Origin of the sequence: Acinetobacter sp. neg1 (assembly GCF_000788125.1) — a bacterium.
In the GTDB taxonomy this organism is placed as follows: Bacteria; Pseudomonadota; Gammaproteobacteria; order Pseudomonadales; family Moraxellaceae; genus Acinetobacter; species Acinetobacter vivianii.
Genome location: NZ_JSZD01000020.1, coordinates 57,978 through 70,771 on the forward strand (window position 1 = coordinate 57,978; position 12,794 = coordinate 70,771).

General features: G+C 40.2%; 9 protein-coding genes. 7 read left to right on the forward strand and 2 right to left on the reverse strand.

The features are described 5' to 3' along the window. Nucleotides 1-36: 36 nt before the first annotated feature. Entirely contained in the window at nt 37-1,401 is a 1,365-nt protein-coding gene (locus PJ15_RS14620) for an MFS transporter (protein ID WP_047431994.1), read from the reverse strand. A gap of 279 nt (nt 1,402-1,680) precedes the next feature. Here PJ15_RS14620 and gudD point away from each other — a divergent pair, with 279 nt between their 5' ends. The 4 genes from gudD (at nt 1,681) to PJ15_RS14640 (ending at nt 6,761) form a co-directional block, all read left to right on the forward strand. Continuing rightward, nucleotides 1,681-3,015 (forward strand): glucarate dehydratase, encoded by a 1,335-nt coding sequence (gene gudD / locus PJ15_RS14625; protein WP_047431996.1) that lies wholly within the window; start codon nt 1,681-1,683, stop codon nt 3,013-3,015. A gap of 262 nt (nt 3,016-3,277) precedes the next feature. Beyond that, nucleotides 3,278-4,189 carry a 5-dehydro-4-deoxyglucarate dehydratase gene (gene kdgD, locus PJ15_RS14630; RefSeq protein WP_005256467.1) on the forward strand — a complete coding sequence of 304 codons (912 nt, stop codon included), beginning with the start codon at nt 3,278-3,280 and terminating at the stop codon, nt 4,187-4,189. 30 nt (nt 4,190-4,219) lie between these two features. Beyond that, nucleotides 4,220-5,806 (forward strand): aldehyde dehydrogenase (NADP(+)), encoded by a 1,587-nt coding sequence (locus PJ15_RS14635; RefSeq protein ID WP_047432001.1) that lies wholly within the window; start codon nt 4,220-4,222, stop codon nt 5,804-5,806. A gap of 241 nt (nt 5,807-6,047) precedes the next feature. Beyond that, nucleotides 6,048-6,761, forward strand: coding sequence for a FadR/GntR family transcriptional regulator (locus PJ15_RS14640; RefSeq protein ID WP_047432004.1), 714 nt, complete (start codon nt 6,048-6,050; stop codon nt 6,759-6,761). Nucleotides 6,762-6,857: 96 nt separating this feature from the next. Here PJ15_RS14640 and PJ15_RS14645 read toward each other — a convergent pair whose 3' ends face one another. After that, a complete protein-coding gene (locus PJ15_RS14645; RefSeq protein ID WP_047432007.1) occupies nt 6,858-8,369 on the reverse strand; it encodes a hypothetical protein in 1,512 nt (503 codons plus the stop codon). Between the two features lie 523 nt (nt 8,370-8,892). Here PJ15_RS14645 and PJ15_RS14650 point away from each other — a divergent pair. The 3 genes from PJ15_RS14650 (at nt 8,893) to PJ15_RS14660 (ending at nt 12,755) form a co-directional block, all read left to right on the forward strand. Beyond that, nucleotides 8,893-10,170, forward strand: a complete 1,278-nt coding sequence (locus PJ15_RS14650; protein ID WP_047432010.1) for an MFS transporter — start codon at nt 8,893-8,895, stop codon at nt 10,168-10,170. A 271-nt stretch (nt 10,171-10,441) separates the two neighbouring features. Continuing rightward, nucleotides 10,442-11,515, forward strand: a complete 1,074-nt coding sequence (locus tag PJ15_RS14655) for a porin (RefSeq protein WP_047432011.1) — start codon at nt 10,442-10,444, stop codon at nt 11,513-11,515. A gap of 79 nt (nt 11,516-11,594) precedes the next feature. Then, nucleotides 11,595-12,755 (forward strand): M24 family metallopeptidase, encoded by a 1,161-nt coding sequence (locus tag PJ15_RS14660; protein WP_047432014.1) that lies wholly within the window; start codon nt 11,595-11,597, stop codon nt 12,753-12,755. Nucleotides 12,756-12,794 lie beyond the last annotated feature (39 nt).

A 12,794-nucleotide genomic window follows, 5' to 3' on the forward strand; every position in this document is an offset into this window, starting at 1 on the left:
AACGCTTAGTTTCTTTAAACGTTATGACCTAAAATTTTAAGAGGTAGGTTTTAACTCGAAGCGCTGGATTTTGCCGACCATAAACAGGTAGCAAATAATTGCGATGACCGCATGTATACCTACAAAAACAAGTGCACCATTGAAAGAGCCTGTCGAATTGATGATATAGCCAATCGCAATAGGGATCACAATGCCCGCTGTATTGCCGAAGGTATTGAATAACCCACCCGATAAACCAACCATTTCTTTTGGTGCGACATCCGACATAACCGCCCAACCTAAGGCTCCAAAACCTTTGCCAAAAAAGGCCAGTGACATGAAGAACAATATGGCTGTTTGCGAATCGACATAGTTACAAACCACGATACTGGTTGAGAGCAGCATGCCAAAAATAATGGGGAATTTGCGAGAGAAGGTCAGAGATTTATTCATCTTGATGAGTTTGTCGGAAATTACTCCTCCTAATACACCACCAATAAATCCACAAAGCGCCGGTAATACAGCCGCAAAACCAGCTTCTAAAATCGACATGTGGCGTTCTTTTACAAGGTAAACAGGGAACCAAGTAATAAAGAAATAGGTTAAGCAGGTAATACAATATTGAGCAATAAAAATACCGAGAAGCATACGAGAAGAGAGCAGTTTCTTAATATTTTTAAAATTCATCTTGTTGTTTTCATCAGCAACTTTAAGCTGATTTTCACCCATGCTGGTAATGGCGCCGCCTGCTTGTAAATATTTGAATTCATCTGAGTTAATCGTAGGATGCTTTTCTGGGCTATAAATGACTTTTAACCAGATAAAAGCAATCACAATGCCTAGTCCACCCATAATCCAAAACACAGATTGCCAATGAATATGGGCAACCAGCCATCCCATGAATGGTGCAAATATGACAGTGGCAAAATATTGAGCCGAGTTAAATATCGCTGCGGCAGTTCCGCGTTCTTTGGTTGGAAACCACGCTGCGACAATCTGACTATTGCCCGGAAATGCAGGACTTTCAGATAATCCAACCAAGAAACGTAAGATAAATAATGAAGCAATAATAAGAGGGATAGAACCTAAAATATCGACAAAGCCTAAGAGAATCGTGAAAAATGACCAGAGCAGAATGCTCCAGAAATAAACTCTCCGTGCACCGAATTTGTCGAGTAACCATCCACCTGGAATTTGACCAATGACATATGCCCAGCCAAATGCAGAGAAGATATATCCCATGGTCACAGTGCTTAAACCAAGCTCTTGCGACATCGGGGCGGCAGCCATCGAAAGCGTCGCCCGATCACCGTAATTTAATGAAGTAACTAAAAAAATCATCGCTAAAATGTAATAGCGCGTTTTATTATGTTTTGCTCTTGGCTGACTCACAGCAGCAAGATTTGTTTGCAAATTATCCATATACAAACTCTTTTAATAATCGACCTATTTGCATATCCGTGAAATAGGTGACGTCATGTCAAATTCATCGATAGGATAAAGGAGAAATGAAATTTCTGTCTCTATCCTAAAGTCCTATTCTAAACCGCGCCTTAGATGTATGACATCATATGATTAAAAATATTATTTTGGCAAGTAGGCTGATAAAAATAATTTTTCGATGCATTATATTGACAAGTCATATGATGTCTTATAAGTTTTACAAATGAAAATAATTTCAATATGCCAAGGAGTATTTTAATGGCGACCTCTACACCTATCGTTAGATCAATTCGAGCAATTCCCGTTGCTGGACATGACAGTATGCTGCTCAATTTGAGTGGCGCTCATGGACCGTATTTCACTCGTAACATACTTATTATTGAGGATAATTCTGGAAATATTGGGGTAGGCGAAATTCCGGGCGGAGAAAAAATTTTAGCGACATTAAATGATGCTAAAGCCTTGGTAGAAGGGCAGCCGATTGGCGAATATAAAAATCTACTTAAAAAAATTCAGCAGACCTTCGCAGACCGTGACAGCGGTGGACGTGGCAATCAGACCTTTGATTTACGAACTACGATTCATGTTGTAACGGCTTATGAGTCGGCACTACTTGATTTACTGGGTAAGCATTTAAATGTGAACGTTGCGAGCTTATTAGGTGAAGGTCAGCAACGTAGTGAAGTTGAAGTTCTCGGATATTTATTCTTTATCGGTGACCGAAAACAGACTTCATTAGACTATGCGACCTCACCACATCTAAAGCATGACTGGTACCAAGTCCGTCATGAAAAAGCGTTAACGCCTGAGGCTGTACAGCGTTTAGCAGAAGCATCTTATGACCGTTATGGTTTTAAAGACTTTAAATTAAAAGGTGGTGTATTACAGGGCGAACAAGAAGCTGAAGCTGTTACAGCTATCGCGCGCCGTTTTCCAGAAGCGCGTGTGACGCTTGATCCAAACGGCGCATGGTTTTTAGACGAAGCCATTGCTTTAGGTAAACACCTTAAAGGTGTGTTGGCCTATGCAGAAGACCCGTGCGGAGCAGAACAAGGTTATTCAAGTCGTGAAATTATGGCCGAGTTTAAACGTGCCACAGGTTTACCCACAGCGACCAATATGATTGCGACCGACTGGCGCGAAATGTCGCATAGTATACAATTGCAAGCCGTTGATATTCCTTTGGCTGATCCACATTTCTGGACATTGGAAGGCTCGGTTCGAGTTTCACAGCTCTGCAATATGTACAATTTAACGTGGGGTTCGCATTCTAATAATCACTTCGATATTTCACTTGCGATGTTTACCCATGTTGCAGCCGCGGCGGTAGGCAAGGTAACGGCAATTGATACGCACTGGATTTGGCAAGAAGGTACAGATCAGCTAACGAAAGAGCCGCTTGAAATTAAAGACGGTAAAATTCAGGTGCCAACAGCTCCAGGACTTGGGGTTGAGCTGGACTGGGATCGAATTAATCAAGCCCATGAGCTGTATAAATTAAAAGGTTTAGGAGCTCGTAATGATGCCGATGCAATGCAATATTTAATTCCTAACTGGTCGTTTAATAATAAAAAGCCCTGTCTGGTTCGTTAATTTTTAGCGATGTCTAGATAATTTGCTTTTTTGATTGTTTGCAAACTTTGCTGCTCATACGAGCAGCTTTTTTATGTCTATTTATTCGCTTTTTCAGTAAAAGTTTTTTAAATATTTTATAAAACAAGTAGTTGTGTTGTCATATTTTGGAAAAAATTAATCTTTTTTAAAATTTTAAACTTTCAGGGGAAAAAGATATTGATCAGAAGAAAACTTATGATGTAAGATGTCTGACAACATAAACGCAGATGGATATTTTATAATGGATGCTCTTGAGTTAAAAAACATTGTTTCTGATGGTCTTCTTTCTTTTCCAGTGACCGACTTTGACCAAAATGGGGACTTTAATAAATCTTCTTATGCAAAACGTCTTGAATGGTTAGCGCCTTATGGCGCAAGTGCATTATTTGCTGCGGGTGGTACAGGTGAGTTTTTCTCGTTAACTGGCAATGAATACGCTGACGTAATTAAAACAGCGGTTGATACTTGTAAAGGCAGTGTACCGATTATTGCTGGGGCGGGTGGTCCGACACGTCAAGCGATTGAACAGGCAAAAGAAGCAGAGCGTTTAGGTGCACACGGTATTTTGTTAATGCCGCATTACTTAACTGAAGCAAGCCAAGAAGGTTTGATCGAACACGTTAAGCAAGTCTGTAATTCAGTCGACTTTGGCGTAATTTTTTATAACCGTAGCGTTTCAAGATTAAATCTCGATTCAATCCAAAAGTTAGCTGAGATGTGCCCGAACTTAATTGGCTTTAAAGACAGCTCTGGTCAAATCGATATGATGACGGCAGTGACTCAAACGATGGGTGACCGTTTGTCATATTTAGGTGGCTTGCCAACAGCAGAGGTTTTTGCAGCGCCATATAAAGCCTTAGGTTGCCCAGTTTATTCATCAGCTGTATTTAACTTTATTCCAAAGACTGCAATGGAGTTTTATAACGCACTTCGCAGTGATGACTTTGAAACAACTAATCGCTTAATTAAAGATTTCTTCTTGCCGCTGATTAAAATTCGCGACCGTAAATCAGGTTATGCCGTCAGCATGATTAAGGCAGGCGCCAAAATTGTTGGACATGATGCTGGTCCAGTACGTCCACCATTAAGTGATTTAACTCCTGCAGACTATGAAGATTTGGCTGCTCTCATTGCGACACTTGGTCCGCAATAATTCTATCTGTTTAGGCATTGGAGCTTTAAAATGAGTAAAAATAATGGTCAACAGTTTATTAATGGTCAACGCGTTGCTGCAAATACACCCGCTCTAGAAAGTGTGGGTGCAAAAGACTATCAACCAACTGGTTATGTTTTTAGTCAGGCAACACTTGAAGAGGTGGATCAAGCTGCTCAAGCTGCGCATAACGCTTTTTCAGTTTATAGCCAAACATCTCAAGCGCAACGTGCCTCTTTCCTTGAAGAAATTGCTCGTCAAATTGAGGCGTTAGGTGCGAATTTGCAAGAAGTCGCTTCACTTGAAACAGGCTTGCCGCTTGCTCGTCTTCAAGGGGAAACCGGCCGTGTTACTGGTCAGCTTCGACTATTTGCTGAACTTTTAGGCCGCGGCGATTTTTACGGTGCTCGTATCGATGTGGCATTGCCAGATCGTAAACCTTTAGCACGTGTTGATTTGCGTCAATACAAAGTTGGAGTAGGACCAGTTGCTGTGTTTGGTGCGAGTAATTTCCCTCTCGCATTTTCAACCGCAGGCGGAGATACCGTGGCTGCTTTAGCTGCAGGATGTCCAGTTGTGTTTAAAGCACATTCTGGACATATGGCGACTGCCGAGCTTGTTGCAGAAGCCATTGAAAAAGCAATTGAAGTTTGTGATATGCCTAAAGGCACATTCAATATGATTTTTGGATCTCGTGTTGGTGCAAACTTGGTAGAACATCCACTGATTCAAGCTGCTGGTTTTACAGGATCTCTTGAAGGCGGAATGGCACTTTATAACCTTGCGCAGAGCCGTCCTCAGCCAATTCCATTCTTTGCTGAAATGTCGAGTGTGAACCCAGTCGTGGTTTTATCTCAAGCGCTGAGTTCTCGTGGTGAACAAATCGCTCAGGACACGGTTGCCTCGTTTAATATGGGATGTGGTCAGTTCTGTACAAAACCAGGGTTAATTTTAGGCGTACAAGGTCCTGAATTTGACAGTTTCGTAGCAGCTTTAGCTGAAAGTACGCAAAAAGCTGTGCCACAGGTCATGCTGAATGAAGGAACTTTAAAAAGCTACCGTCAAGGCATTGATGCTTTAAACAGTGAAGCTGGTTTTGAAGTGATTGCGACAGGACAAGATGCTGAGCTCATTTCTCAAGCAAAAGCCCATCTATTTAAAGCGGATCAATCGGTTTTATTGTCAGGCAACCCAAAACTACAGCATGAAGTTTTCGGGCCAATGTCCATTGTGATTGGCGTGGACGATGAAGCGACTTTGTTAAAAGGGATTGAGGCTTTAGGCGGGCAGCTTACAGCAACGATTATTGGCGATGAAAATGAATTATCTAAAGCAGGTGAGCTTCTTCACTTGTTAACTGGTAAAGCGGGTCGTGTATTGTTTAATGGTTTCCCGACAGGAGTTGAGGTATCTGATGCGATGGTGCATGGTGGCCCTTTCCCTGCAACCAGTGATGCGCGTGGAACGTCGGTCGGTACGGGCGCAATTGAACGTTTCTTACGTCCAGTCTGTTTCCAGAATACGCCACAAGTATTGTTACCCGATGCGTTAAAAGATAGTAATCCGCTACAGATTAATCGTCTGGTGAATGGGCAGTTAAGTCAGGCTCAAATTTAAAGGATTGTGCAGCTCAAGCTAAAGTATTGAGCTGCATATCTCTCATTAAATCAGCTAATCATCACTATTTTACCAAGTGCAAGTGATCACATCTTTCTCTTTGAATGAAAATGCATGAGTAACATAAATGAATTAAATTTTAGGTATTTAGGGGAATAAAAAAGCAAATATGACTATCGGTTAAGATTATAGTAGAATGAATTTTCTAATTTTTTTAAATATTTCATGAGTTCTTCAGATTATGTCTAGCGCAATTAAACCTAGATCAACAAAAAAACTAAGCCAGATTATTGTAGAACAACTAATCGAAAAAATTCAGTCTGGAGAATTTAAAGTTGGAGAGAAGATTCCAACGGAACTGGAATTGATTGAAACATTTGAAGTCAGCCGTTCTGTCATTCGTGAAGCAATTACCGAGTTGCGCTCTTTAGGTTTTGTCGAGACTCGTCACGGAATTGGGACTTTTGTTAAAGAACAAACCATTGAACAGAATTTTTTGCTGTCGAATGCTAGCTTAGAAACCATTAACGATATTGTTTCTTTACTTGAGCTTCGGATTAGTCTTGAATCTGAAGCTGTGTTTTTAGCCTCAGAGCGCCGTAAGCAAATTCACATTGATAAAATGAAAGCTGCGCTTGAGGACTTTGAGCATCATATTTCTTCAGATGTAAATGATGGCACAGTAAAAGCGGATTATGATTTCCATATTGCGATTGCTGAAGCTTCGGAAAATCAATATTTCGTCGATTTTTTAAAGTATCTGGGTGAAAAAATTATTCCGCGTGCACGCTTAAAATCAATTGAGCAAAGTCCTGAAAATCGTGAAGAATATTTAAAAGCGGTTCACCATGATCATGTCAATATTTATAACGCAATTGTCGATCAAGATGGTTTGTTAGCTCGACAAATGATGCGAGCTCATCTTTCTAAAAGTATTAAAAAGTTTAAGCAATAAGCATCGATTTAATCTTGAATCTCGTGTGATAAAAAAAGAGAGCGCCTATCCGCTCTCTTTTTTAATATTTCTCATTTGAGTTTTTAGGTTCTAAAACTAAAACTTCTCTCTCACCCAGCCATAAGCTGCAGCAAATGGCAGCGCGGTTCTCGCCAAATAAGGAACATGCCATAACCCCCCATGATTCGCATTTTCCATAATCAGCTCGAAAGGATGTTCGAGTGGTCTTTCTGGATTGGTTGCACTCTCAGGATTATTTAAATCATGCACCCACAGCGCAGCCATAATGGCATTTGTGGTTTCAGGACTAAAGGTTTCGACTTTAAACAAATCAGCCCCTGAAAAAGCCGCCTTAAGAATTGGATTCTTAACAACCGAATGTGTGGTGGTTGATGGTGCAATATTGATAACCGTTTTTTGACCACGTGCGCGGGTACAAATGGCAAACCACTGTTGCAGGCGCTTCGCAAGGGCATAGTTAGGGCCTTGTTCAATCACCATACAATCCGAGATACCATATTTTTGGCCGTTATCTGATTCAATCAACTGTTCGATATTCGATTTAAAAAAATGACTTAACGAGATGTTATGAATCGATTTAGTCAGTAATTTCTCGACAAGTGGACGCTGTTTAATTTTCTGCTGGATCGACGCTACAACCGATTCTGGAATGGCATAAATGTCGGTTGGCGTTAGCATAAACATGATGCTGCTATCGGCTTTTTGACGGCTGACCTGTTCCATAATGCTGATCATGGCAATAGAAACACGAACATGTTTTTCACCATCCAGATACGCAATCCCAGCCAGATCTAAACGTTGCTCAAATGTATTTAACCAGTTTGCAATTTCTGGTGTTTGAGTCAGAAGATTTGCGCCCAGCTGTTTTTCACCATTTTGCAAAGTGATTTGCGGTGCAATCAGTGTGGCATTGCCTTGTTGAATGGTGTTGGTAATTTTTTGCCAGATTTTTGGATTCGGTAAGTCAATCGCAACAATATTGGCACGCCATTTGGCTAACCAGCTTAAAGGCCCCGCTTCAGACGCTGCCCCGAAGAGCACCATAGTACGAGAGGACAAATCAAACCATTCTGGATGAGCCTGCAACAGACGTAACGCTTTGGCATGACTGGGTTCTATGATTTGTTGCTGTTCCCAGCGGTCAATCTGCTTGAGTAAGGCTTCACCTTGCAGTTTTTGTCCTTTAAACGGAATATACCACGGCTCAATCGTCGGGCTGCCTGTACCTTTCAGCACAAAGTTTTCAAAAGGCTGTTCTTTAACATCAGCCATGGCCTGTTCTAAAGACGTTTGCTGTCCAGCACGATGAAAGTGAAATGACTTTTTAGCTATATCTAAGCCTTGCTGAGCAATGAGGAGAGGATTCTGTACAGAACGAATACCTGTTTTCACCAGCTCTTGAAAATAAACTGGATATTTCTTTCTCCAGTTTTTTTCAGCAGTTAATTGAGTGGCGTAGGGAGAATCGACACTTTTTAGTGCTGCGTATAAGATTTTCTTTGCGGTATCTGTCGTACTGGGCTTGTTTCTGCCGGGCTGAATTGGAAACTGTATTCCATCCATATTTGACTGTGATCTATTACTCAATGCGCTGCTCCAATCTACTGAATGCTAAAATTCAAAAAAGTAGAGGGACTCTTTGTCTCATCCATATTTATGTTTCCAGCATAAGTCTAAATGATGAAATTAAAAATAGCGGAAATAGGGCAATTCATCACGATTTTGGGATAGGGAAAATCAGATCAAAAAGACCAGCTTGTTAGCTAAAAAATATTAATTACAGTGGTTTAGGAGAGAATGTGGTTTTTATTCTCTTTGGTTCGGATAGGTAAAATATTACTTTGGAGGTGTTACCGTAACTTGTAAGCATTGATTAGCAATGAAGATATGAGGGGGAAATCAGTTGATCTTATATCATCTGCTTGCAAAGACTGTTCATATGTTTAATAAATAAAAATACAGTTCATCATTTGAATATAGCGCTTTGTAATTTAGAGAAAACGTGAATAGAAAAAAACTCAACCACGATGGAAAATTTGTCAATTTTATAGTTTCTTACTTTTGTGTAGCTTTAATTTAACAAATAGATGCTAGGTCAGGAGAGACCATCATGCGTACAGAAAAGCACACGATTAATAGACGCTCATTTCTCGGATTATCTGCGGGTAACTTTCTGGAATGGCTTGATTTTACGTTATATGGATATTTCGCTCTCGCGATCGCACATAATTTTTTCCCTGCTGAAAATGAAATTTTATCGACTTTAGCTGCGATTACCACTTTTGCAGTGGGCTTTTTGGTCAGACCACTCGGTGCTTATTTCATTGGACGTTATGCAGATCGTAAAGGTCGTAAATCAGCAATGATTTTAACCGTCATGTTGATGGGGGTAGGTACTCTTTTGATTGCAGTGGCTCCGCCTTATTCGCAAAGTGGATATCTCGGCACAGCCATGGTGGTGTTGGGAAGATTGGTTGCTGGACTTGCTGCATCTGGAGAATTTGGTGCTGCTGTTTCTTTAGTAATGGAAAGTTGTCCTAAACAGCGTAGAGGATATTATGGCGCGTTATTTAATAGTTCAACTTATCTTGCGCTTGCAACAGGTTCTGGTATCGCATTATCGATTTATGGGATTTTGGGGCAAGCAGCCACTTTAGACTGGGGATGGAGAATTGGCTTTTTCATTGGCCTTGCAGTTATACCTCTAGGGTTATATTTGCGTCGCTATATGGAGGAAAGTGAGGTACTGGTTCAAGATCAAGCCAATAAAGTCGCGCCTAAATTAACATTCGGACAGATTTTTCAAAGAGTGATGCTGGTCGCTTCTCTTTCTGGTTTTGGTTCCGCTGTGGTTTATCTGGTGATTATCTTTATGCCATCTTTTGCTAAGCAAGGGATGGGGATTGAACCTGTTATTGGTACCGCAAGTTCAACATTGGCGACATTGTTCATCATTATATTTTCAATCATCGGCGGCATTTGGTCAGATAAATCAAACAGAATGGTAGTGATGTATACCGGTGTCATTCTCTGTGCGTTTATCGGTATTCCGCTTTATGAATATTTATTGGCAGTACCTTCTGCAAGTCGCTTGTTCTTGTTCCAGCTTGTGTGTGCCAGCGGCTTAGGCCTGATGATCGGTGGCTATTTCCCATTTATTTCAGATTATTTCCCAGCCAGACAACGTGCTTTGGGAATAGGACTTGGTTATAACGTGGGTGTTACTTTATTTGGTGCTTTATCCCCGATTGTATCAACCTATGCATTGAGTAAAGGCAATTTACAGGCGCCTGTGATTTATCTCTCGGTTGCAGCGATAATTTCAATTACCTCGCTTTTACTCTGTCATCGAGGTATCAAATTACGTGCATCACAACTGGTTATTTGAGTTGTTGATATGAATATTAAGCTTATTAGGCGAAGTTAAAATAAAGGATTAAATTTTAATTGAGTGTTGCTTAATAATTTGGCTTAAATTGTTGTGAATATTTTATTCAAACCTACTTTTTAAAAGTAGGTTTTTTATTTGTATAAGTTTTCCTAAAAATATTTGAGTAGAAAAATATTCAACTGCGATGGAAAAGATATCAATTTAAAAAAATAAAGAGTTTGTGTAATTTAAAGGAATAGAAAAATGTTGGTTCATGGAGTGAAATATAATGTTTAGATCTATTTTATGTTTAAGTATATGCACATTACCAGTAGCAGCTTTTGCAGATATTAGCGTTGGTGATGAAAACTCTCCCTTTAAAGTATATGGGGTACTGGATTACGGGATAAATTATTCTCATTCAGATGTACAGGACTCACATGAGTTTCAAAGTGGGATGGATTATGCAAGCCGCTTAGGATTAAAACTGAATCTTAAATTAAATGACGACCTGTCTATTATTGGAAATGCAGAGTCAATGATCGATTTACGCAAAATGGAATTTGTGCGGAAGACGACTTTTGCTCGTGCAGAGTACTTAGGTTTGCAGTCCAAACAGTATGGAACGCTGGTGTATGGACGAGTTATGCCTGCTGTTGCTGGTGCATTAGAAGAGTTATTTGCCGCTCCTTTTACCCCGACAGCGATTGCGATTCAGGCTTACGACCTTGGCGCTGGTGCCCCTAATTATGATTTCAGAACCAGTCGGGCAGTCAGTTATACCACCCCAACATTTAAAAATACTTCGTTGACCATGCTCTATTCTCCAAACCAGATGGTTGGAGAGGGTTCTTATGTAACGGATGCGAAAAACTATGGCATTTTGGCGATTTATGATGATGGGGTAAATCGAGTAAGTGGATCCTATAATGAACTGATTAGCAACTTTTCAGTAAATTATAAAGGAGAGATTTTAAGCGATGTTAAAACCAAGGATTATCGTGCGCTTGTTCTAAGAAGAATGAATAAAAATTTAACTTTAATTGCTACGGCAGGATATTTTAAACCTGATAGTCCACATGCTGCTTCTGCTCAGGTTTATGGTGCAGCGATTAATTTTGAACAGCCGAAGTATAGTTTAAAAGCTTCTGTTTATCGACGTGATGTTGAGCAGCAGGATCGGACTGCGATGGTTTACTCGGCAGGTGCCAATTATCATATTAATAAACACTTGGATGCTTATATTCGTGCAGCCTATGTCGATAATAATGAAAATTCATTTTATACAATCAATGATATTGCATTAAGTGGTGCTGGAGATGATCCTTCAACTTATGGGGTGGGTTTAAAGTTTTCCTTCTAGTTTTTAAATATATCGTGAAATCAATTTAATTTCTTAAATTAACTCTATTTCACAAATCCATTTTTTTAAGGAGCAAAAAATGAATATTGAACCAATATTTTATCCACCATCTAAAAGTGAAATCCAGAATAGATTAATACGCGTTCAGGAACAGATGCAGAAGGAAGGTCTTGATCATTATGTATCCTTTTGTCCAGATAATATTTTTTATTTAACCAATTTTGCAAATGCAGTACATGAGCGGCCTTTTGTCTTGGTGATTCCTCAAAAGGGTGTACCAAAATTTATTGTCCCTCAACTGGAAATTCCGCATGTTCAATCTCGTGCTGTGAATGAGATTGAACTTATTCCATATTTTGAATTTCCAGCGCCAGCAGGTCGGGCATGGAGTGATCGATTTAAAGAACTATTTGAGAGCAATCCGCGTATTGGTGTTGAATCAATTTGTCCCTTACAGATTTATTCTGAAATTCCTGGCGAGCGTATCCGTACCGATATCATTGATGATCTACGTATGATCAAATCAGATTATGAAAAAGGACGTCTGGCTTATGCATGTCAGTTAGCAACAGAAGGACATAATCTATTACTGTCATCTGCGTATCCGGGTATGAACTTGATGGAAATGATTGGTCAGGTGAGAGAGCTTATTTTTACTCGTTTACTGACCGATAGTAGAGAACTTAATCCATTCGCTACCAGAATTTCGGCAGTATTTCAGCCGCCAAGTGTGTCTCATGATCCGCATAACTTTACCAATATTGATATGAGAATGGAGCCGGGCGGCCCGCATGTATCGATTGTAAATGCAGTGATGAACGGTTACGGCGCTGAAGTTGAAAGAACCTTTTTTCTTGGTAAAGTGCCTGAAAATGCGAAAAAACCGTTTGAGATTATGCTGGAAGGTCGCCGTATTGCTTTCGAAATGGCAAAACCTGGTCAATTAATGAGTGAGGTTGATCGAACTGTGAATGACTATTTCCGAAAAGCTGGAATGGGGGATTATCTGCTACATCGTACTGGACATGGTATGGGGGTTACTGGGCATGAAGCGCCGTTCTTTGCCGAAGGTTATGATCGCCCGATTCAGGAAGGAATGTGTTTTACCATTGAACCAGGACTTTATATCGAAGGTGTGGGCGGTTTTCGCCATTCCGATACGGTCTTGATCGGCTCTGAGGGTCCTGTGATGTTGACCGATGGGCCAATTGAAATGGCCGAGTTGACCTTTTCGATCTAAGTTTAAATAAGTCAATAAAGGCCTATCTTGATTTTAGCT